Annotated in this window: 20 protein-coding genes; 8 read left to right on the top strand and 12 right to left on the bottom strand. The window is 35.6% G+C overall.

What is annotated here, in order from left to right:
- Positions 1-110: 110 nt before the first annotated feature.
- Entirely contained in the window at positions 111-1,103 is a 993-nt protein-coding gene (locus tag ACMAWV_RS05380) for a hypothetical protein (RefSeq protein ID WP_412469805.1), read from the top strand.
- A 23-nt stretch (positions 1,104-1,126) separates the two neighbouring features.
- Positions 1,127-2,092 carry a tRNA-dihydrouridine synthase gene (locus ACMAWV_RS05375; protein ID WP_392991190.1) on the top strand — a complete coding sequence of 322 codons (966 nt, stop codon included), beginning with the start codon at positions 1,127-1,129 and terminating at the stop codon, positions 2,090-2,092.
- A gap of 112 nt (positions 2,093-2,204) precedes the next feature.
- On the opposite strand, the gene ACMAWV_RS05370 is transcribed toward ACMAWV_RS05375, so the two are convergent.
- The 5 genes from ACMAWV_RS05370 to ACMAWV_RS05350 all read right to left on the bottom strand — a co-directional run bounded on the left by ACMAWV_RS05370 (position 2,205) and on the right by ACMAWV_RS05350 (position 9,981).
- Entirely contained in the window at positions 2,205-3,347 is a 1,143-nt protein-coding gene (locus tag ACMAWV_RS05370; protein WP_412469806.1) for a hypothetical protein, read from the bottom strand.
- Positions 3,340-5,166: an AAA family ATPase gene (locus ACMAWV_RS05365; protein WP_412469807.1), complete on the bottom strand. Its 1,827-nt coding sequence runs from the start codon at positions 5,164-5,166 to the stop codon at positions 3,340-3,342. Before ACMAWV_RS05365 ends, ACMAWV_RS05370 begins: the two co-directional genes overlap by 8 nt.
- Positions 5,167-5,523: 357 nt before the next feature.
- Complete coding sequence (locus ACMAWV_RS05360) at positions 5,524-6,624, bottom strand: patatin-like phospholipase family protein (protein WP_412469808.1); 1,101 nt, start codon at positions 6,622-6,624, stop codon at positions 5,524-5,526.
- Entirely contained in the window at positions 6,617-8,827 is a 2,211-nt protein-coding gene (locus tag ACMAWV_RS05355; RefSeq protein WP_412469809.1) for a ThiF family adenylyltransferase, read from the bottom strand. Before ACMAWV_RS05355 ends, ACMAWV_RS05360 begins: the two co-directional genes overlap by 8 nt.
- Positions 8,821-9,981 (bottom strand): hypothetical protein, encoded by a 1,161-nt coding sequence (locus tag ACMAWV_RS05350; protein ID WP_412469810.1) that lies wholly within the window; start codon positions 9,979-9,981, stop codon positions 8,821-8,823. Before ACMAWV_RS05350 ends, ACMAWV_RS05355 begins: the two co-directional genes overlap by 7 nt.
- A gap of 176 nt (positions 9,982-10,157) precedes the next feature.
- Here ACMAWV_RS05350 and ACMAWV_RS05345 point away from each other — a divergent pair, with 176 nt between their 5' ends.
- Positions 10,158-10,439 carry a tyrosine-type recombinase/integrase gene (locus tag ACMAWV_RS05345; protein ID WP_412469811.1) on the top strand — a complete coding sequence of 94 codons (282 nt, stop codon included), beginning with the start codon at positions 10,158-10,160 and terminating at the stop codon, positions 10,437-10,439.
- A gap of 74 nt (positions 10,440-10,513) precedes the next feature.
- On the opposite strand, the gene ACMAWV_RS05340 is transcribed toward ACMAWV_RS05345, so the two are convergent.
- Together ACMAWV_RS05340 and ACMAWV_RS05335 are read right to left on the bottom strand one after the other, a co-directional pair.
- Positions 10,514-11,161: a hypothetical protein gene (locus ACMAWV_RS05340; RefSeq protein WP_412469812.1), complete on the bottom strand. Its 648-nt coding sequence runs from the start codon at positions 11,159-11,161 to the stop codon at positions 10,514-10,516.
- Positions 11,162-11,170: 9 nt separating this feature from the next.
- The gene (locus ACMAWV_RS05335) at positions 11,171-11,407 is read right to left on the bottom strand and encodes a hypothetical protein (protein ID WP_412469813.1); all 237 of its coding nucleotides are present in this window, start codon (positions 11,405-11,407) and stop codon (positions 11,171-11,173) included.
- 193 nt (positions 11,408-11,600) lie between these two features.
- On the opposite strand from ACMAWV_RS05335, the gene ACMAWV_RS05330 reads away from it, so the two are divergent.
- Complete coding sequence (locus ACMAWV_RS05330; protein WP_412470043.1) at positions 11,601-12,428, top strand: Fpg/Nei family DNA glycosylase; 828 nt, start codon at positions 11,601-11,603, stop codon at positions 12,426-12,428.
- Positions 12,429-12,431: 3 nt separating this feature from the next.
- On the opposite strand, the gene ACMAWV_RS05325 is transcribed toward ACMAWV_RS05330, so the two are convergent.
- Both ACMAWV_RS05325 and ACMAWV_RS05320 read right to left on the bottom strand, forming a co-directional pair.
- Positions 12,432-13,037, bottom strand: coding sequence for a hypothetical protein (locus ACMAWV_RS05325; protein WP_412469814.1), 606 nt, complete (start codon positions 13,035-13,037; stop codon positions 12,432-12,434).
- 31 nt (positions 13,038-13,068) lie between these two features.
- Positions 13,069-13,695 (bottom strand): hypothetical protein, encoded by a 627-nt coding sequence (locus ACMAWV_RS05320; RefSeq protein ID WP_412469815.1) that lies wholly within the window; start codon positions 13,693-13,695, stop codon positions 13,069-13,071.
- A gap of 103 nt (positions 13,696-13,798) precedes the next feature.
- On the opposite strand from ACMAWV_RS05320, the gene ACMAWV_RS05315 reads away from it, so the two are divergent.
- Both ACMAWV_RS05315 and ACMAWV_RS05310 read left to right on the top strand, forming a co-directional pair.
- On the top strand, positions 13,799-14,170 hold the full coding sequence (locus ACMAWV_RS05315; protein ID WP_103216611.1) for a hypothetical protein: 372 nt from the start codon (positions 13,799-13,801) through the stop codon (positions 14,168-14,170).
- A 154-nt stretch (positions 14,171-14,324) separates the two neighbouring features.
- The gene (locus ACMAWV_RS05310) at positions 14,325-16,088 is read left to right on the top strand and encodes an ABC transporter ATP-binding protein (protein WP_412469816.1); all 1,764 of its coding nucleotides are present in this window, start codon (positions 14,325-14,327) and stop codon (positions 16,086-16,088) included.
- On the opposite strand, the gene ACMAWV_RS05305 is transcribed toward ACMAWV_RS05310, so the two are convergent.
- Positions 16,085-17,437 carry a hypothetical protein gene (locus tag ACMAWV_RS05305; protein WP_146037754.1) on the bottom strand — a complete coding sequence of 451 codons (1,353 nt, stop codon included), beginning with the start codon at positions 17,435-17,437 and terminating at the stop codon, positions 16,085-16,087. The genes ACMAWV_RS05310 and ACMAWV_RS05305 overlap by 4 nt on opposite strands.
- A gap of 203 nt (positions 17,438-17,640) precedes the next feature.
- Here ACMAWV_RS05305 and ACMAWV_RS05300 point away from each other — a divergent pair, with 203 nt between their 5' ends.
- On the top strand, positions 17,641-21,597 hold the full coding sequence (locus ACMAWV_RS05300; RefSeq protein WP_412469817.1) for a hypothetical protein: 3,957 nt from the start codon (positions 17,641-17,643) through the stop codon (positions 21,595-21,597).
- A complete protein-coding gene (locus ACMAWV_RS05295; RefSeq protein ID WP_103216607.1) occupies positions 21,581-22,102 on the top strand; it encodes an NYN domain-containing protein in 522 nt (173 codons plus the stop codon). The genes ACMAWV_RS05300 and ACMAWV_RS05295 overlap by 17 nt, the downstream gene beginning before the upstream one ends.
- On the opposite strand, the gene ACMAWV_RS05290 is transcribed toward ACMAWV_RS05295, so the two are convergent.
- Positions 22,099-22,629 (bottom strand): NUDIX hydrolase, encoded by a 531-nt coding sequence (locus ACMAWV_RS05290; RefSeq protein ID WP_103216606.1) that lies wholly within the window; start codon positions 22,627-22,629, stop codon positions 22,099-22,101. The genes ACMAWV_RS05295 and ACMAWV_RS05290 overlap by 4 nt on opposite strands.
- Before the next feature lie 8 nt (positions 22,630-22,637).
- Positions 22,638-23,291 (bottom strand): hypothetical protein, encoded by a 654-nt coding sequence (locus ACMAWV_RS05285; RefSeq protein WP_392991156.1) that lies wholly within the window; start codon positions 23,289-23,291, stop codon positions 22,638-22,640.
- Positions 23,292-23,295: the final 4 nt, after the last annotated feature.

Raw genomic sequence — 23,295 nt, 5'->3', positions numbered from 1 at the left:
TATTTCTTACGATCGTAGCAACACTATATCCAGAGGAGGTAATGGAACCCTATTTCTGGCATTCAAATTGCTCTATATATAGCTAAACTACCTATAATTAAGGGATTTATATGAAGCTTTCACTTATAAATTTGATTAGTTTAATGACAGTGTTTACTTTTAATACACTAGCAAGTGACTGCGATTTTAATAAGAAGAGCATCGACCCTTCAGCTGAGATCATCGGAAATATTAAGCTTATAGAAGTTGCGACAAATGCCCTTCGTATTAAGAGAGGCAATCTTGATATCAATACAGACCTAAGCGAAATTAAAAAGATCGATCGTAGAAAGCAAAAGAATAAGAATTCACCAAAGATATTAGATGCGGTAGGAAGAATTGATATTCGTTTTTCAAATGGAGATAGAGCGAGCTGTTCGGGAACATTAATTGCGGCCAAACCGGGACAATCTAGCCGTACAATTAGCTCCGCTGGACACTGCTTTGGAAATACAAAGACAAAGTCAAAGTATGATATCAAATATATCACATGGATAACGACGACAAAGAGTGGAAAGAAAATCGCAGCAGACCTTACTCTAGAAGACTTAAACCTTGACCATGACAATGCTCTACTTTCTATGAAGTACAAAATTCCATTTTCAACGATTACACCTGCTCTTTATGAGAATGAAGTGGCCTTCGACCCAAGTGATATGATTTTCTATAATGAGAAATCAAAAATTATCGCTGCCGGTTATAGCACTGATGACTACCTTGGAAAGAATGGAGAGGTCTTAACTTACGACGACCAAATTACTTACAACCACCTTAATAGGTCTTTATCAGACGAGTTAAATCACATCTCAAGTATTACTTTTGAAACTGTTTCATTTTCTGGTGCAAGTGGCGGTGCTCTTCTAATCGATACAGATCTTTCTGAGGAAGATATCGCAAACCCATACAAGCAAACTTACTATATCGGTACACTCATTCAGGTTGGAGGTAATGGTGCTGAGATATATGGATACAAAAATAGAAGCACAGTGGGAAGTGATATGACAATTTCAAGATCGTATCAAATGCTTAACCCTGAAATTATCAATCATTTGAATGACAAATAATAAATTTAGAGTAATAAAGACAAATGAGTTTTAATGATCACCTGGTCCTCGCCCCTATTCGCGGCGTAACCAACTATGTTTATCGCAATGCCTTGGAGCAGACCTTTTCTGGCGCTGATAGTGCCATCGCTCCTTATATCGTGACGAAAGAATCAAATGAACTCAATGAACGTCAACTCCACGATGTTCTTCCCGAAAAAAATCTCATTCCTACAACGGCCCAAATTCTTACAAAGGAAATTGATCAATTCCTATATGTGGCCAATATCTATAAAGACTTTGGTGTAAAGAAAGTTAATTTGAATATGGGCTGCCCATATCCAATGGTGGCCAATCGAACAAAAGGCTCAGGACTTCTTCTTCATCCTCAAAAAGTAGAAAAGCTCTTAACGGGAATTAAAGAAAAGTGTCCCATCGAATTTACGGTTAAGATTCGCCTTGGGCGTGAGGATGTCTCAGAAATTAAAGAGATCATTCCCATGATTAATAAATTAGAAATTAATGATTTCACAATCCATGCTCGCTACGGAAAACAGATCTATGTTGGCGGTGTTGACCTTGATGCTTTTGAAGAGTGCCTACCTCTTTTAAATACACCTCCTTGCTATAACGGTGACATTAATACAGTTGAAGACTTCAAGACTTATAAGGCAAGATTTCCGCAGATTAATCGCTGGATGGTAGGACGCGCGGGCCTTTCAAATCCTGCCCTCATGGCCCAAATCAAAGGTTCTAAATTTAACGAACAAACCTATCTGGCAAAATTCATTGAAATGCATAAGCTAATGACTGAAGAATACCTCTCAATGGACAATGCTAAATCAGACTACCTACAAAAGATGCGAGGCCATTGGCTCTACTTCAAAGATATCTTTGAGAATGAGCATAAGGTTTACAAGAAAGTGAAAAAAGCAAAATCCATCGAGCACTACAATGATGTCGTTGAGTGGATCTTTGAGCAGGATCTTAATCCTGACTTTTTGGATTAATTTTTTTGTTATTACCTAAGTAACTGCAATCGTAAAAAAATTAGCGCGAACCAGGTTAAATAGGACCTCTCCAATCAATGATTTAAAACTAAAATTATCTTCTTACAGAGTATTATTTATTTTGTTTAACACACCAATTAAAAATATCGTTTGTCATTTTACTTAAAGGATTTCTATGATGGTCAACTTCATCTCTATAAGTATTAAAAATATACTTATATAATAGATCTTCAGTAATCACATGACCTTCATCATTCAACAAGTTTTTAGTATATGATAAATCAAATAGTTTGTACTTATCAAAAACTTCAACAGCATAATCCGTAAATGGTTCATATCTCTCTTGAAGTTTTAAATCCTCGATTTGTTGATTAACTTTTATACAATCTAAACAATCCTCATGATTTTTAGAGCCGACCAATAACTTCTTTGGATAAAGAGGATCTTCCTTTGTAAAATAAAGTGAGAAGTTAAAGCATTTACTAATGTTATCTAAATGTGGATGTAGATGAGTATTGACAGAGAAAGCTGTGTTAGACTTACTCGAGGAATTACAATACTTACACGAAGGAACTAAATTATAGTAGCTTATCGCAAACATTGGAAAATCTGAAATAGGTAAAAAATGGTCCAACTCAGCTCGCTGAATTTTATTGTCACTTGAACCAACAACATAGATAAAATTAATATTACAATAAGGACAAACAAAAAGTCCCTTCTTTACCACTATTTCATACGCGTTCCAAGAGTATCCATTAGCTGTATAGCTCTGTTCGGTTAGATATTTATAAGGAAAAATCTTATCTATTATTTTTTTAAATCTATTGTCATTTTTTTTATATAAATCCTTAAAAATATATTTAGGATTATTACCAAATTCGTTATTCAAGTTTTCTAATTCTCTAGGCCTAGATAATAAAATATTTTCAAGCTGATTATCAATTTCCTTAAGAAGTGCTACATATTTTGATGCGTTTTTTCTATAATACTTATAATCAGGATAATCTTGTTTCTTGCCTCTTGTATAAAAGGTCATCATTTTGGAAGTATCTATTTTATTAAAGTTCGTACTTGTAAAATCTTTATAAATTGACTTCAGTACACTATGGTGAATATCAAAATTTAAATTACGCTTTTGTGGAGATAATATTTGTTCAAATACATGTAGATATATTTGAATAAAATAACGACAACGCTTCTCAACGGCAAAGTAGTGATTATTAGCTGATAAGTCTCGATCTCTTATTTCAATCATTTTTTAAATCTTTAATCTCTTTCATAATTTTCATTAATTCTAATTCTTTTGAACGTATCAAACTCTGAACTGACAATTTGTTTTTAATTTTCCCCCAAAAATAATTACGTAAAATATTATCTGAAATTTTTGACACAAAAACTTCTAATTCATTAATATGTTTCTCTATTCCTTCTTCAGACTCAACTAGCTTTAAATAGTGTTCAATTTTTAACTTAGCAAAGTCACCTACAAATCCATTTTTCAAGAAATATTCGTTTTTTAACAAATCGCCGATGTTTGCTGCAAAGCTATTTTTCAAACAAGGGATACTATCGTTCCCTGTTTCCAAACTGAGAATATTCACTGTGTCACCAAAAATATCACTTAGAACAAATGGGGAATGAGTTGCTAAAATTATTTGAATATTATCAATATTAGTTAAAACTTTAGAAGTTTCCTTAAGAAAAGTAGTAATAAATGATTGCTGATAAAGAGGGTGATAAAAGGCTTCAATTTCATCTAAAAGTATAATTACATTTTTTTCATGCTCACTATCTTGCTCTATTAACGTATTTACATGATTAAGTCTGTAGAAGAGTTCGAACATCTTTTTCTCCCCAGTACTCAGGCCATCAACATGGAGACGAAGTGCATTTATTCCTCTAAACAACTGTTTATATAATCTTAAAAACTCTGTTTCATATTCGTCGAAATTCTCAAAGATTAATTTATCTTTATGAACATTCAAAGATTTAAAATCTTTACGAACAAATCGAAAATTACAATAGTCTTTAATCATTCTAGGGGCTCTGTTTTCAGAGTTCTCAAATGCAGATAATAGCTCATCTAAATCATCTTCATATCTTATTTTTCTATATTCTTTTGAAGTATAAAAACAAGATAGTAGTACATTTAGATAATCTACAAATAAATTAAACCTGTCTTCTTCAGTCGCACAGGACATCACATCCTCAAAAACTGCACATAGTATTACAATCTCATCTAAAATACCCCAAAAATCATAACTGTTAAAAACTTTGACATATAGATTATCAAAATAACTAAGTACTTCTTCAAAGTTTGATATAGTTGTTTTATCTTCGTAACCACTATCATCAGATAATATACGTTTCTCAAAACTACTTAAGAATTTAATTAAATTTCCTATTGTATCAGATGAAACAAGAAGGTTCATTCTTAATCTTTTTATATGGCTGGCATTTCCGTGCCAAATAACATACTGTAAAGCAAAATCTTCTTCAGCGTTAATAAAACTTTCAATATTCCCCTTTCCAGAGTGAAGGAAAGATTCTGTAATTACAGTTCCTCCAGATCGAGCGAGGAAATTAGTTGATATATTATAGTATGTATTTTTATATGTTGATCTTGTCTCTGCAAAGTAAGAGATGTGATCGGAAAAAGCGGGAGAATGATGTATAACTGAAAAGTTTAAATTTTGAAGATCTCCATTGTCCTTTGTAATCATCGTATCAAATGAAAATGAACTATCTAATTGACTATCAATACAATAAAGCCTTTTATCCTTTTCATAAACTACGACATACTTAGTATCCAACAAGGACTTTTTGTCATAGATAACTTTATATAAAAAATCTAATGCGGTTGTCTTCCCTGAAGCGTTGCCACCGACAATAGCAGAGACATCTTGAACAAAAGGTTTCGAATTATAGCGAGTATTATAAAATCCATTGATTGTATCATTTTTTTTGACAGAGAAAAACATCTTCTCTTTTTTCACTGTATAATTGCTTGAGAAATTGAATTCTTGATCTTTTAACACCTGATAAGAATTGATCCACATATATATTAACTTCAACTAAACTCCTCGTTTCATTACAAGCAAATTTGATTTAAAGCCTCTAGATCAAATCAGACTTGATTAGTTTTATTAATGGATAGATATTATTAATATTATAGTATTTTAAGTTCTCTATCAAAAAAACACAAAGTTAATAGCTGACTTTTTACTATAAAGAAAATGAAGAGTTTTTGTTCCAGGTGCCTTTTAATTGACCTTGCATTAAGAAAATACACCTGGAACCTATTACCTCAAAAAGGCTAGAATCATTTTGGTCTGCGGCCAATAAAAGAAAAGACCATTTCTCAATGGCCGTAACTAATAATCATATTTTCTTATTATTTATTAAATTTGGGTCTAATAGGACTACTGGGACTAATCTTTTTTAATTAACTCTGGTACATGTAAGCTAATAAAATTATCGGTCAATTCTTCACCTCTTCTTGATAACAGTTCGATATCATCAACGCTCATTGGTGAGAAATTAGTTGGGTACTTATTAACTTGTTCTCGAGAAATTGAATCTAAATATAAATTTTCATATGCTGAGTCATCTTGATTTAAAGTTGTTAAAACAAACCCTTTAATACGCCCATCAGCCTTCAAGTCATTGAGCACTTTAAAATTCATACTCCTAACTCGTCTCATTGTAACTTCTACACATCTACCAAGACGGCCGAACAGGCTCCTATTTCCTTTACTATCAAATGACTCAGTTTCAGCATCAAATGCAAAAATATAATCAGGGTTCACGGGAGAATACCCGACTTTTCTATGACGAAAAAACAAAGGAGTAATTCCTAAATTTTCGTAGACTCCACCATCTGTTAAACTAACCCATTTTTTAGTTCCGCTATTGAACTCTATATTTAAGTCAAGCGGGGCTAATAATAGAGGGAATGCTGCTGAAGCAGTTACTGCTTCAGCTAATTTAAACGAATTTATAATCTCACCATGAGATTTATTATTTTTCCAACTTGTGACTTCTAAATTACTAAAACGAAATGCTGTTCCATCATCTACATTGGTTGCATTGAAGATTGCTTCTATTCCATTCCGCGTACTAGAAGATAACTCTTTATCCCTTAAAGTAGTATTTAATTTTTTTGCCAATCCTTTTGTCATTGAAAAATGCTTAGGAATAAAGAAACTTGTCTTAAATATCTTGTTAATACAGAAAAACAAAAAGATCAGTATATTGTTAAAGAATGATCCTAACAATTCATGAACCACATAGTTAGCAGCTATTGAACTCTTTAAACCTTCCTTCAGCACCCCTACAACTCTTTGCTCGAATTCCTCAAAGCTTTCTTCACTATAGGAGTACATTCCATTTATAACCGAACCACCTGAAATACTCGAAATACATTTTACATCATTTAGAATCCCATGTTTCTCGAGAGATCTCAAGCATCCAAGATGAAAAGCAATTGCCCTTGAGCCACCACCAGATAAACATACCGCAATTTTACTCATATTTATCTCCATCAAGAAAAAGATAAGAGCCGACATTTAACTTTGGAACAAAGCCAATTATAAACATGAGAAATTCATTACTATCTTCTTCTAAAAACTTCTTAGCTGCTTCAATATCTTTAGTACTCGCCTTAGAAATACTATTTGGATGAGTATGCCAAGTCCCTAAATACTGAACAGAACTATTGTATTTATAAAGTAACTTCTTAGAATATTCTTCAACACCTGCTATTCCGCAAATAAATTCTGTTTTCGAATAAGTACTATCTTTAGGTGCAGATGTTGCGCGTTCAATCCATATAGTATTAAGATGCCTAATGATCCTACCGTATAGTAAACCACCATTTTCTATATCTTCACCTCTTACTTTGTTACCAAACTCAATATGGTTTTCAAGTTGAACTCTAACATTCTCAGGTAACACAATTTTATAGTCATGATTTTTATCTAAGATAACTGAAGGGTTTTCACTTAGAAAATATTTCAACTTAGTACCTGCATCACTTCGCTCGATATATGCTAGTACATTAGTTGTTTCAGACAACTGACTTTTCAGTTGCGCTATAAACTTCAACGCTTCATTAGATATTGTTGAGACTTCCATTTCACCAGCTCTAAAAGTCGGTTCAGAACAGCCTGGTTCAGGTTGAAATAACATTTTCTCAAATTCATTCTTGTCAGGCCAAAAAGAATTAACTATCGACTTTGCAGATGGTTCATTTAGTAACTTGTTTTTCAAGCATTCATACAGATATTTTGGTCCAACTGTTGACTCCTTATGCCAACCAACAATGATTGCATTTTTAGCATAACCATCAATTGAAACTGAAAAGTTATGTTTAGCTGAAACGTCATCTTTCTTATTCTCAATAAAGTCATACACAATATTTGAACCAGTTGATTCAATAAATAAATCAGCTTCATCAAATAGATTATTATATTCTGACTCAATATTTTGAAAATCAGTAGAGTATGCAGTACCATTGACAGAATATTCCTTATTTAGTGAATTCAAAATTTTCTGAGACTTATAACCACCTACATCATCCGGCCTATATAGTTGTCTACATAAAATTGGAATAGTCACAATTCCAGAATCAATAACGTCAATCTTACTTACACCACAACGGCCTAATGTATGAGCAACATGGCTACCAACAGCTCCTGCCCCTAACAAGACAGCTTTCCTTAAAGCTCCAATGTTCTTAGACAACGTTGAGCTATCACGATAGTTAACAAGTTCATCCCTACCTTCAGTTACACAGGCCCATTTAATTTCTCGTCCCCCTAAAAGGCTTGTAAGTTTCTCTTTAACATTCTTGATCTGACTGCTACCTTCAAATTCTTTTAATTTGCTAAAGTCACAACTGACTTCCCAAAAAGTTAAATGATACTCTGTTGAGTCATTGTCACTTCTTCTTCTCATGGGTGTTCCTAGACAGATAAAAAAAGGTAAACCTTCTGACATTTGAGGTAAGGTACTGTTAATGCAATTTAACATTTCAATGCTTTCTTCACTGCTAAGAACATTTTCAATAAACTCTTTTCCATTCGTAGGATAATCATAAGGAAAATCTTTGTTGAATAATATTGTAGGTATATATGTTTCTTGCGAGGCAAGCTTATTGAGATTTTCTACTCCTTGAATAAAGTCTGTTACTCTAAAAACATTATGTGTATATGTTTTAATTTTAGTAACACCAATCCAATTGTCATCTAATACTTTAGGAGTGCTCGAATCTACATGAATCATTTTTGTAGACTTTGCTGAATTTATATTAGCAGGAGGATGCAAAGCATCTGAACTGTCGTTAAAACTATTATCATTTGCTTTTTTCAGCCATGACCATAATCTATTTATAAATCCAGCCATACCTTGTTCTATATTCCACTCTATTCTTGGAGCAAGATATAAGCAGATTTGATTGCCCCATTGAACATGTGGTAAACTATTAAAGTTTTTGTGGACACTACGAACCCAAGGAGTTTTGTAAGGATAGCCACTAGGTATATAAACCAAGAATTCTTCTCTAGCACGAATTCTATAACCATTAGAGCATTCACCATTTAATTCTGAAGTATCTAATCCTATCTCTACAGTAACGAATCCTTCGCCTTCCTTTGAGTTTTCGATAGAAATAAGTCCACCAAGGTCTTTTTCTAGACGAGTTAATTCCTCAAGCCCTTGTTCAAAGCCTAACATTTAAATCCATGTCCAACCTGACTAGTATGCCCAGCTGAAACTCCTAGAGACTTTTTCAAGGCACTATCAACACTTTCTCTTTTCGATTTAGAAGACTTCCCATCATATGTGAAGCCGTTATTATCAACACTAAATACTATTGGCTCTGGAGATTCCTTATTAGGATGTTCTTGCGTGCATAAAAAGTTGTCATTAGAGTCTAGAATAGTAAGATATTTCTTTTTTGCTTTGATATGTGGAGGATTATCGCCATCCTTATCTTCATTCCTAAATGCCTCGCTACTTGAAATAATATAACCTCCGTCCAGCATCGCTTTAGAAATCATTTCCATAATATCAGATTGGAACTCATCCTTTTTATCATCACTTCTTAAAAACATTACTTTTTTAGAACAATGGTGTGGTGCTAGCATTACATTAAAGTCAATAGACTCTTCGTTATTACCTTGGCTCGTTTCAAAAACCTTTTTGAGAGTTTCATAAGAAAGGTCACCTAAGAATAAAAACTTTCCTTTTTTATCTCCAGACTTAAGAGTTAGTTGAAACCCTATACTAGTTTCATTTCTCTCCTCTTTTTCAAGTTCATACTTAAAAGGTGAATGGACAAAAACTTCAATTTCACCCCCCAAGTCAACTTCGTTAAACGTTGTAACTGCTTCACCTGGTATCGTAATAACTTCTTTAGTCAGAATATCATCATACTTACCACTATCAAGAATACCAGCATAACCAATAACCTTGATTCTATCACCTTCCTTTAATTCCTTATCCCCTAATAGTTTAACTCGTCTCTCAGCTTCTTTTTTAAATTGATATGCTTCCTCTCCCAAATCCGTGAATGATTCTTGGAAGACTCTCGGCGTACACCAAATCTCACCTATATCTACAGCCTTTAGCAATTCACCAAAGCCCTTTACATGATCCAAGTCAGCATGCGTCAAAATAAATACATCCAAAAAGGGTTTATCAGACTTTTTAGGTAAAGAATTCTTTAACTCTTCAACTATTTCAACATATGGCTCATCTTCATCAACTGCCTTTGACATGTTGTGTAAGTCTATTTGAATTGTTTTATCCTTGATAAATACTGTAGATGAGTCTCCTGTGCCAACTGGCCAAAATACTACTCCTAAATCTGGTTTTGTGAATGACATAATCCCTCTCTTAATGTGTTGATATTGTTCAAGCGTCAGCCTCTAAATAACAAGTTGGTAATCAGATGATTTTTGTCAACCCCTGTGCAGAAAATAAAATACATTTTACATGTGGTTGTTCTTTTGCCATGGAGTATTATGTGCGAACAAATGAATTAGAAAGAATACTTAGAAGAATGCATAATTTCCGCAAGAAAGAATATAACTTTGTATTCCATGTCGATGGTAAACCTCTAAATTATGGAACAATCCAAGAGAACTATAGAGGTGCACAACGTAAGAGTAAAATCCCCTACTCTGGAACCCATATCTTAAGACATGGAATGACCAAACTAGCTAGAAAAGTTGGAGGTGGTCTTGATGCAGTTATTGCGTTGACTGGCCACAAAGATCTAAAGTTTGCTGACCATTACTCCAAACCCAACGCAGAACACCAAAGGACATATCGGTTAAGATAATGAAACATATAAACAACTACAAAAGACTGAGCAATGTAGATAGCGATAATGTAATCGTTTTAAGAAAGAGGAAGCTATGACTTTTTACTAGGGAATTTTAATACATTTGAGACTTCATGAATTTCACTCTGACTAGAAAATATCTTATCAAGGGCATCAACTGCCATATCTCTTGTTACTTTCTCATCTTCAGAGTGAGACTTGAAAATATTCACTAATGTATTTGGCCAAGAATAAGATGAGTTCCAAACGTACTCAAGTACCTCTTCATATTCTTTAGTCAATGCTAACTTTTTCAAATCAAGATCCTTGAATGGATTAAAATAGATATCTTTCGGTTTAGCTGTTTGAACAGACGTATGAATGTGAACAAATGCATGCTTAAGATTTCCAGAATCAGGATGGAAATGAAACTTTAATTCATATTGCTTATCAATTACGAGAGAATATTCAAACTCGACCAGCCTAAAGGGTTTCTCATATTCATAACCAACTTGGTAAAAAGTTTCCTTAATACCTACTGATCCATTTCCTCCCTTAAAATAAGAGAAAGTAACATAACCTATATCATGACCCAAAATAGTGCCATTAAGTTTATCTAAGCGAATTACGCCATCCAAGTCTTCATATCTTTCATGTAAAGATTCAATTGTAAAGTGACCTAATGAGCTCACGATGAATGGAGATAATTTAATACATTTCTCTAAAGGATAAGATGGCATATAGCCATTTTAAGATATTAATCCAAGTTTTGAAACAACAGAATCATCTAATACAACTTCTTTGCTGATTACTTTATCAATCAATTCTTGTGGTGTATCAACGCTATACTTTTTCTTCATAGTTGCGAATAAAGCCCACAGCTCTTCCTCACTCACGGACGTTGAGAATCGATTTAGATGTTCAGTGTATGTTAATTCTGCTTGAGTATCCATTTTCGAATATTCCTTTTTTTCTACAGCACCCATTTATACACCTCATTTTATATCAGACAATTCACAATGTAATTATAACAGACCGCAGTATAAAAACAATACACCCGGAATAGCTTGCAGTTCATAATTACAACGGGTTACAAAGTCGTGACATTTTGGTTCTACTAGGGTCTAATTTGTTAATATGACAAGTTTTTACAAATAATTTTAATAAGTTAGGTGCCCTATTCCAGAACTACCAGAAGTCGAAACCATCAAATCACAAATCTCACACGTTCTCCCAATGGAGATCGAAGACGTCGCATACTCGGACGTGAGTGATTCGATTGTGAAAGATAAGGACTTCAATCCAAAAGGTATGACTCTTGAACGAGTGGAGCGCCAAGGAAAAGTTCTGCGCTTTTTCTTCACTGACACCCATGGAAATGAGTGGCGTGCAATTTCTGGTTTAGGGATGTCTGGATCGTGGCGAATTGCTACGCAAGAAATTACAGAAAAGCACACCCACATAAAACTCATTGGAAGAAATGCAAAGGGGCCTCTGCACTTGGGCTACATCGACCCGAGACGCTTTGGAGTTTTTCATCTCTACTCTCCACCAAATGAAGCGACTTGGCTTACGCGCTTAGGACCAGATGTTTCTAAAGCAGAGTTTACACTTGAGTATCTTTTGATGCTTAAAAAAGAAAGGCCTAATAAAGTTTTAAAGCCGTTTCTTTTAGAGCAGAACTTTTTTTCTGGTGTTGGAAATTATATGGCCAGTGAAATATGCGCCCGTGCGGGAGTTCGCCCGACTCGTCGTATGAAGACACTTACAAAGCTTGAGCTTGAAAAAGTTTTCATGGCCGTAAAGATTGTTTTAGATGATTCCATTAGTACTGGTGGCACGACTTTCTCTGGTGGCTATCAAGATGCCTTTGGTGAAAAAGGAGAAGGTGTAAAAAATCTTGTGGTGTTCTATCAAAAGATTTGTGGACTTTGTAAAGAGACAGAAGTTAAGAAGATCACACTTGCTCAACGTGGGACTTACTACTGTCCTCACTGTCAGAAATAAGACTTACTCCACAATTAGATAATCTTCAATCTTATAGTGATTTAATTGATTTACTAAATAGAGTCTTCCCTTCTTTGTGATGATACGAAAGAAGTCATTTCCTATTTCAGGGTCGCGAAGTTTTTTTCTAAGACGACTTAAACTCACATCCATTGTGTTCTCACTAGTTGAACCAAAGAGAATATCTGTAAGCTTTCCCTTTTCTCCGTTACCCGCGCGATTGATGAGACGAAAGAGTTCCATGTCAGTTCGGCTTATGATGTGAAAGAGTTTGTAAATTTCCATTAAGTGAAAGCGGCCATAGAGGGCGTCGATAAACTCCTTCTCCCCCATGCTCTTTAGCACACACAGGTTTCCTCCAAGCGGTAGAAAGCGATTAAGGTTTGGCTGAGTAAAGTCATCGATCACATAGACAAATTTTAGAGTGGTATATTTGATTTCTTCAATGAGCTCATCTGGAATTGTATCGAGTTCAATAATAAGAAGTTCTCCAACTCCTGTTTGAGAAGGTAGGACATCTAAGTATTCAATGGTAAGTCCGAACGCTTCTTCAATAGCATCCGCATGAAAGAGTTTTCTCTTATCACTTGTGTATGCCAAAATTTTCATTTCTACCTCTAAGTAATTTTACTTGAAACGACTAGGTAGGAATCTTAATTTTTTCTAATAAATGTTTTGGTATTTCGTAATTCGTTAAACGACTGACCACATAGAGTCTTCCGCTCTTTGTGATAATACGAAAGAAGTCATCGCCGATATTTGGATCACGCAGCTTCTTTCTTAAACGACTTAAATTTACGTCCATCGTACTTTCACTAGTGGAGCCAAAAATAAGTTCACTTAATTTAGACTTCTCTCCATTACCGGCCCTTAGGATAAAGCGAAATAATTCAACATCGGTATGACTAACTAGGTGAAGTATCTTAAACATCTCCATTTGATGTATGCGACTTGTGAGAATTTCTATGAAGTCTTCAAATGGTGTGCCCTTAACAGCAAATAAATTTCCACCAATAGGAAGCAATCGATTTAAGTTGTGCTGCTTAAGCGTATCAACCAGCGTCACGAACTTAACTCTCGTATACTGCGCCTTCTCAATAATATCATCAGTGATCTCATCGAGGTCTAAAAGCAGAATTTCTCCAGGGCGAAGGTCAAATGGTAATTCATCTAAATACTCAAACTTGGCACCATAGAGGGCCTCGATTTCCGCCTCCCTAAAGATTTTCTTATGATTAGATGTGTAAGCCTTTAATTTTATTGACATAGTAAACCTTACGTATTTGTAAGTAAATAATATTGCCTAAACATATTATCATCATGTTGTACCAATAACAATAGTTGGTAAATAATAAAACTGGAGGTTATGGATGAAAGAAAGAAGAGTGTTTGAGAACATCGCTGAATTAATTAGAGTCAAAAGACGTTCTTTATCACCTAAGGTGTCACAACAAGGATTGTCGTACCGCCTAGGTTATAAGAACGGGCAATTTATAAGTAATATTGAACGTGGGCTTTGCTCAGTACCACTACGTTCACTAAATACTGTATGTAGTGTTCTAAAAGTATCTAAGGAAGAACTTAAAGAAGTACTACTAAAAGACTATGAGCAAACTATTGATAACTACTTTGCAGAAGCTGCCCAAGAAGAGGCAAGCACTATTGTAGAAGCGAGGGACGCTTCTTCAAAAGATAAGGAACGAAAGGGAAATTTTGAATTTGCCAGCAGTTTAGTAATCTAAGTAAGTCACTAGGAAAGGTGACTAAATTCCCCTCAGGTGTACTTAAAAAGCACTTCGATTCAATATAATCTGAGTACACCTGAGGAACTTTTTTCAAATTGAGAATAATAGGCCATAATGCATACACATAAAAGTACACGCATACGAGGTCTAAATGGAAACTCAATCCCCATTACAAAAACTAATCAATCATTTTAAAAATAAGCGCGGCCAAATTTATACGGCCACGTTCTTTTCAGTTTTAAATAAAGTATTCGACATTGCTCCTCCCCTTTTAATCGGTCTTGCCGTTGATACAGTCGTCAAGCAAGAAGACTCATTCCTTGCAGGCATGGGAGTGACAGACAAAGTTGAACAAATCTACATTCTAGGTTTTCTCACATTTGTGATTTGGGCCCTGGAGTCATTATTTGAATACTTATTAAAACTATGGTGGCGTGGACTGGCCCAAGAAGTTCAACACGATCTTCGTATGGAAGCCTACGATCATCTTCAAAACTTACACATCTCTTTCTATCAAGATAATAACTCTGGGAATTTAGCGACAATTCTAAATGACGACATCAACCAACTAGAGCGCTTCTTAGATGTTGGGGCCAATGATATTATTCAAACCCTAACAACAGTTGTCTCTATCGGTGGAATCTTCTTTTATCTTTCTCCGCAAATTGCCCTATTATCATTAACACCTGTCCCATTTATTCTTTGGGGAAGTTTCTACTTTCAAAAGAAGGTACAACCTCGCTATCAAAATGTTAGAAGTGAGGCCGGACTACTTGCGAGTATGCTTGTAAATAATATTGCAGGGATGATGACGATTAAGTCATACGTTGCTCAAACATTCGAATATGACCGCTTAGAGAAGCAATCAAATCAATATGCTAAGGCCAATAAAGATGCCATTCGCGTCTCTTCTTCTTTTAGTCCAATCATTAGAATGGCCGTTCTTTGTGGGTTCCTATTCACTCTAATCATCGGTGGTATCGATGTTCTTGATGGTAAGCTAGAAGTTGGTTCTTACTCTGTTCTAATCTTCTTAGTTCAAAGACTACTTTGGCCACTAACAAGACTTGGTGAAACTTTTGATCTTTACCAAAGATCAATGGCCTCAACATCTCGAGTGATGGAGCTAATTGAAACAGAAGTTAAAGTAACTGATGGTGATAAAGAGCTTGAAGAATTTAAAGGAGCTGTTGAATTTAGTGGTATTAACTTTAAATACGATGAAGAAGACAACACTGGCCTTAAAGATATCAATCTTAAAATTGAAGAAGGACAAACTATTGCACTTGTTGGGCCAACAGGCTCAGGAAAGTCCACAATGCTTAAACTTCTTCAGCGTTTTTATGATCCACAAATTGGTTCCGTTAATTTTGATGGCCACAATATTAGAGAGCTAAAGCAGAATTCACTGCGCTCTCACATTGGGTTTGTCTCACAAGAAACTTACCTCTTTCATGGGACTGTCTTAGAAAATATCATCTACGGCTCGCAAGGAGCATCTGAAGTTGATGCCATGAGGGCCGCAAAACTTGCAGAGGCACATGACTTTATCGAGCTTCTACCTAACGGCTATCAGACAATCGTTGGTGAGCGCGGCCAAAAACTTTCAGGTGGTCAAAGACAGCGTATTGCCATTGCACGTGCCATCTTAAAGGATCCGAAACTTTTCATTTTTGATGAGGCCACAAGTGCCATTGATAATGAAACAGAAGCGGCCATTCAGCGCTCTCTTAAAACGATCACAAAAGGACGCACTACTGTCATGGTTGCCCATAGGCTTTCAACAATTATTCATGCGGATCAGATTTGTGTTTTAAATGAAGGAAAGATTGAACAACGTGGAACTCACGAAGAACTTATCGCTCAAGAAGGTCTTTATAAAGCACTATGGAGTGTTCAGACAGGAACTGCTTAGAAAGCAAACTTCAAAGACGAATAGATGGTGTCGTTAGCTCGGTAAGCCGACCAATAAGAATTCTTATTTGGCGACTTAATCAGCTCGGCACCTAAATTTAAACTAGCAGCGCCACGCCAAAAAGCATAAGTCGCTTCAGCCTTTAGGATGATATCATCGCGATCAAAGTCATACTTTAAGTCCCCCATCACATTGATGAAGTCATTAAAATAATAACGCCCACGCATACCAAGAGCATTACTCCACTTCGCAGTATCAGAGAAGAAATCATCTGATCCACGCTCATTATTTGTCAGAAGGTTGATATAGTTTAAAGAAAACATATAGTAACCTTGATTGACGTTAAATGAGACAGAGGCGTAACTTTCTTTTTCGTAGTTAGGCTCAATATTGAAATACTCAGATTCGAATTTCTTATTTTCTTCACGGCTAAAGTCAACAACCTTAAAGTCGTTTCCAAAAGTCGCCGTCGGATCACTCATATCAACACCGGCAACCATTTGCACGTCACCTAACTGCTGCTTATATTGAATCCCATAATAAAGATGGTGGTTAACAACCGGTGAAGCATCAACTGCAATAACGTCGCGATCTTGGTCAAAGCGAGCATCAGCATTCATCTGAAGACTATTTTGTGGCTTATAGATAAAGAAAGCTGAAAGCTCAGAACTCTTCTGCTCATTCGTTCCAGAAAGTCTAAAACCAAGAGACTTATTCTTTACAACATCATTATAGATATTAGGCATATCGATCGTGTAATAAAGAGGAAGAACATTTCCTTCAAGCACAGTGTACTTTGGTGGAAGTCTTACCCACTCACTCTTACTCGACACATTCCCATCTTCAATTTCAAGCCCTGGATTCATTCCTGGAACAAAGAAGTATGAGAAGAAAACTGAAAAATTTAAATTCTTATTAAATTTGCGATCGTATTGAATACCAACTAGACCTTCTTTCTTTTCAGAAAGTAAGTAGAAACCTTGGTTTGGATTTAGAGTACTAAGTAGCCAGTAATCTTCGTTCTCATTCCATCTAAGAAGCTGGCGGCCAAGAGAGATACGATTATCTTCATCTTTAAACTCAATATAAGCTTCAGGCATTGAAAAGTTGAAAGCAGGCTCTTTTGTAACATAGGCCCTAGCAGCAAATTCACCATAAACCTTACCATTCCACGCTCTTGTCTCGTAATTTCCTTCGATTTGGGCCCAGTCGTCATACTCAGACTTTTTAGCTGGGTCATTTAATCGTTGAAATTTCTCATATGACACACTTCCATCTAGCTGTGCGTAGACAGCAAGGCCAGAAAGCGACACGCATAGTAATGTAATTTTTTTGATGAATTTATTCATTAAAGTTAATTAAATCAGAAAAGATTCGTAAATAGAAGTCTTTAACTCGGATTTGGTATCTATTACCTTGGGTGTTAACACTTTTGACAGTATAGTGTTAGGAATTGTGCACACTTTTAACGCATTACGTAAAAACATTTCAAAATATTCGGTTATTCCTTTTCATTTAACTAGAAATTTTCTAGAATTTGGGTGAGGGAATTATGATTAAACACAATAAGTTATTGAAATTACGAGATTTCATTACCTACCTTCTGGTAGCACTACTAGTTTCGTCTTGTGGTTTCGTCAACGATGACCCTGTCGAAGGTGCAGACATCGCCGAGTATGACGGAATTTCAGCTAGTTGCAAAATCGACACGGATCGTATCAAAAAATTATTCGAAGTTAATATCGAAAAAGACCTTAATTGCGTTCAAGATACACTAAATAAATTCAAATATGTTGAGTCCAGAGATAATCGTTTCTTCTTCCGTGAAGATATCGTGAAATTTGCTCGCAAGTATATGGATAACCCAGCAGGTTCTGCTGACGATATTATTGAAGGCCTTGATCTTCTTTTTAAATTAAACACTCTTTTACAAAGAGATATTCCGGGACAAATGTCTCGCACGAAGATTGATTCTTTCTTTCAAATCCTAAAAGAGTTTAACCGTTCAGCTGTTAAGATCGTTGCAACAGTTAAAGACCTACAAGATGTTAAATCAAAAGAAGATTACTATAAGACCTCTGCCATCTTAAGAGCACAGGCCGATGCGTTTTCTTCAAACTTAAATGAAATCCTTCAACAAATTCCTGGACCTGCACAGGCCATCGATATTCAAAGTCTAATCCTCGACATTACAAGAGACCTAAAAGACTTCAAACTTGGTAAGGAACTTCTAAACTCTCTTCTATTTGCTAAGAAACTATTTCTTGGTGGTTCACGTATCTACGTTGACTCAGATGAGTTTGCCCAACTTTTTACTTTCTTCCCAGTTTTCCTACAGAATACAATCGATATCTTCTTCCTTAAAAAGGAATACTTCGAAGATGGATCAGAATACTTCAACAAGCTTGCTAATAACCTAGAAGAGCTTAAGCTCTATGTTTACGAGCACCAAAAAGAAGAAAATATCATCACGATTGCCGATATCAACAATATCATTGATGAATTCTTTAACGAAGATGATGACTTTATTTCAACAATTCTCGGTACGACTAAAGATACCAACGTTAAACTTAAGTCACTTATTCGTTTTGCAAAGAGAGATCTAATTCGTGGAAACCCAGAAGTTTTCTCTTATGCAGACGTTGAGCTATCTCTTGGAGTTGTTAACGTTGCACTTAGATCTTTTGAGTCAGTAAATGTCTTAAATGATCTAGTTAAAGACATTGAAGAGAAAGACTTCAATAGAAAAGTTGAGATTAAAAAGCAATTCCGTGCCGAAGTTGGGCGCCTAAGTGAGAATGCAAAGAAGTTATTAGACGAAGATATTTCAATCCCTCGTGACCACGAGATGAATGTTCTTAAGTTCGCTAATGATACGATCAAGCTTTATGACATCGACCTAATCGAAGATGTTGTTAAGTCATTTATGGCACTGAAAGTAGTAACAACTGGTGGTAGCCGTGAAACTCTCCTATTCCCAGAGTTAATGACACTTCTGACAAAGACAGATCCACTTGCGGCCCTATTCTTTGACCTTAAGTTTCTTGCAAAGGAATACCTTGAGAAGACTCCACTAGAAAAGAACAACTTTTTCTTAGCTCAAGTTAGATCAGTTCAAGACCTTATTCTAAGTGATCTTGAAAATGACCAAGTAATTACTGTTACAGATATTAATAAGCTAATTGAACAATTCTTTAGTAAGCCAGAAGACCTTGATAAGGGAATCGCCATTAAGAATCTTGTTCTTAACTATAAAGATAATATTCTAAGGCTTGCTCCAGAAATTGATTATCTTTCATTTAAGCAATTTAAATCAACTGTAAATGTTGTTGCAATCGTTTACCGCTACCTAGCATTCCTTGATATGCACATTGAGAATGTTAAGCTGTTTAAAGACGAAGACTCAAAGACAGCAAGAAAAGTTATTTCGAGAAAGGAATATGTAAATCAATTCCTTTCGATTAAAACGGAACTAGCTAATTACCTACTGGATAAAGACTTTGTTAACCAAGATGGTCTTATCAAGTCACTTATTGCTCGTCTTAAAGAATCAAGCGGAATGTTTAAAGAACCATTTAACTGGAAGCTTTACTCAGAGGCCATGGCACTTAAAGGTCTAGTACTAGGTGGAAATAACCTTATTCTAAATCGTGATGATCTTTATTATTTAACTGAGAAATCAGAATCTCTAGCAGAAGTACTTTATGATGCCTTCTTTACGGACTTCTCTGATGATACTCAATCAGTTCAAAATATTGCAAAAGTTCTTGAGCTGCTTCGTAAGACTCGCTCAATCTTCCACCCTATTGAAGAGAAGAAGAATTATTTTACAGCAAAAGAGATCCTTTCATTTGGTGATGAGCTAATTAAAGAGCTTAATCGCAAGTCGGATAATCCAAAGGATGAAAGTGAACTTCTTAAAGTTTCAAATTTTAAGCGTACACTAATCGACTTTACTCAGCGTATTTTTGATCCAATCCCTCGCTCAGAGCTGATGTATCCAATTCCATGTAAACCAAACCCAGCTTACGATGCCGATAAGCAAGGTAGTTCTAAGTGGATTTGTTCAGAGCTTGATCCTCCGGGAAGTGAGAATTTTGACCTAATGATTACAAGTGATGCTGTTAATCGCATCCTAGATATTGCAGATAGTGCTTTTGAGACACTTTTATTCTCAGACTCAACTTTCCAGTTCTTTGACGAGAGAATGAATTCGCCTAAGCCACTTTATATTGATCGTCGTGAGTACCCAACGGAGAGAGAAGTTCCAGAGTATAAGTACATCACTAAGAAATCATATGTTGTTCTTATTGAAGAGTTTACTAAAGTTGCTCGTGACTATCGCTACTTTAGAAATAAAGACGGATTCCCTACTTATCAGGCGAATATCGTAAGAAACAAGACTGGTTTCAATTCGATCATGCTCTTTAGAAATGTGCTTCCACACATGCTAGAGGGTTATAAGACAGAGGGTGATACAACTCCTCCAAGACAGTCAAAAGGTTTATCAGATAACCAACTTAACAACGCACTAGTTGGACTTAAGGCCGCTCTTGAAGAAATGGGACTTTGGACTGAAGACTTTAAAACTTTTGGTGAAAATATTCTTCTTCTATCGGATCTTTTCCAGGCAACTTCTGGTGGTGACCTATTCATTAACCTAGATGAAGTAAGTGAGTTTATCGAACTTATCTTTACTGCAGCTAAGATCACGACTCTTTTAGAAGAAAATCTTTATGAGAAGAAAGAGTGTGACACTAGAGTTGATGAAGCAGGCTTCTCTGTAATGGACTCAAAGTGTATTCGTACAAAATTCTTTGATAAATTATTTGGTGAGAGCGAGCTGAATCTTTCAAAGTACTTCCCTCGCCTGAAAGAGTATGTAAAGAACAACAGCAGAGAGCATGTTGTTGAATTTATCAAAGGTGTTGAGATCTTCTCAAGAAGTGTTGAAGATGTTGATAAGATTTGGTGGAGAAAGAAAGACTTCACACTTGTTATTGGCGCAATGTTAAATATCGAATCGACTTATATTCGTTTTGATAGAAATGCAGATAATAAACTAGACCGCGGTGAATTAGATCGTGGTTATAAGGATGCATATAAGAACGCAATCATTAGTATTGCTAAACTAAAAGGTAAATTAAAGACCTTTGGACGTACAGCATTTTTCTACCTATTAAAGTACCATAAAGACCCAGGTGTAGTTAATATCGCTTGGACTCACGTATGGTTTAAGAAATACTTCAATGATTTTGAGGCCAAGCGTCTTGATATCAGTGAGCTATTGAGATTCTTAGTTGACAAGCGTAAGCCAGAAGATCCTTCTATTATGTTTAAAGAAGAATTAGCTGCTTGTGCTCTAGGTAGATCTGACGTTGATGAAGATGAGCTAAACGAGATTTTCAAAGGAATGAGTATTGAAATGATCGAAGCACAAATTAAGAAATGTCACGCTGACTACGTTCAATCAAACGGAAGTGAAGCATTTTATGGAAATTTTCATTAATCAAACTGTTGCCATCCTAATCGATGGCAACAATATCGAAAGAAGTATTCACAGCGTAACAAATAACTCAAATACCATGGTTAATTTTGATACGCTCATCCCAAAACTCTTAGATAATCGAGGGCTAAATCGCCTCATCTATTTTAGAGAAGGAAAGAATATCTCTTCTAAACTAACTGAGCGTCTGCACAATCACTACTATGGATCAGTAATTCCATGTCATAAGAGTGCCGATATCCCTCTGACAATTAAAGCGACACAGCTTGCCTCGAAGGTTGATACGATTATTATCCTTTCAGGTGATTCTGATTATATCGAATTAGTTCGCCACTTAAGAGCAGAAGGTGTCCGTGTTGAAATCGCCTCAATCCCTGAGACGACTTCGAGCCTGCTTGTTGAAGAAGCAGACTATTATCACGAAATTGATGAAAGTGATTGGTTTGAACTTCAAGGCCAGACAAGACAAACAAGACCTAAGAAGTATAGCAAGAACAAAAGAAACTAAGACTTAAGTAGGTATCGACTTAGACAAAGCTCCGAAAGAGAGTGATCTATTTCCTGTAGTTTATCTTTTAGATCATTTACAGCAACAAGCTCTAGCTCGATATCTTCATCTTCATCAAAATTTTGCTTCCCATCTGGGCGACAATTCTTTGCGAGATAAAAGTGAGCAGTATTGCTCATAAAGGCAGGGTTAACACTTACAGGCCCTAGGCTTTCCCACTCGTCACTAATATAGCCAGTCTCTTCTTCTAGCTCTCTTTTAGCTGCAGCAAGTGGATCTTCTCCGCGCTCAACTGCACCGGCAGGAGTCTCGATTGTGATTACATCTTTTCCAAAGCGATACTGCTTAACAAGAACAACTTTATTGTCTTCGGTAATGGCAACAATATTTACCCAATCAGCAAGACGGATAATATCATAAGGGCCTGCACCAATTGGTTTTGTAGGATGATTGGCAACAATGGTTTCATACAAAAAGATATTTCCGCGGTAAACGTTCTTTCTCTCTTTAATAATCCATTTTTCCATTTCGGCTCCTAAAACTCCATTAGCATGGCGGCGTCATTTGCCTTTGTCGCCTCTAAGATTTTCTCATTTGTGCGATCTCTTAGTTCAAGATACTTAATGAAAGCATCTTTTCCAATTTTTTGAAGTAGAAGATCGTCATACTTTTTTTGAATTTCACGATCAAACGCCATTTCTTCTTCAGTTGGATTATATGTATAGTTTTCACCATACTTTTCTTCTAATTGATCATGCATTTCTTCAAATGCAGAAACCTTATCATTGAAAAGACCCTCTCTCATACTGAGGTAATCTTTATATTCTTTCTCAGTAAGCCCAAGGTCATTAATAAATAACTCTTTTACATTTGTAAGCCACTCTTCTTCAAGGCGATCAAATTCTTCTTCTTTTGCCTCTAGCCTTCTTTCAAGTTCTTCATCATCAACAACATCAAGATCTAGGTTAGGAGTTCCCTCATTGGCACCAAGTGCTTGGGCCTCCTCACTTCCTGCAGCAACTTTCTTAGCAGGAGTATCCTCAAATTCGACGACATTAACTTGAGAAGTCATCACTTCTAGAGAGTTTTTATCGTTAGCAATATTTGTCTTAGATTGTTTTGTATTGAAAAAGTAGAAACCACCAGCTGCGATGGCAAGTATGATAATTGTAATTACGATTTTTTTCATAAAT

It is taken from the genome of Halobacteriovorax sp. RT-1-1, assembly GCF_047085455.1.
Lineage (GTDB): Bacteria > Bdellovibrionota > Bacteriovoracia > Bacteriovoracales > Bacteriovoracaceae > Halobacteriovorax_A.
This window is presented reverse-complemented; position numbering and strand designations above follow the sequence as displayed.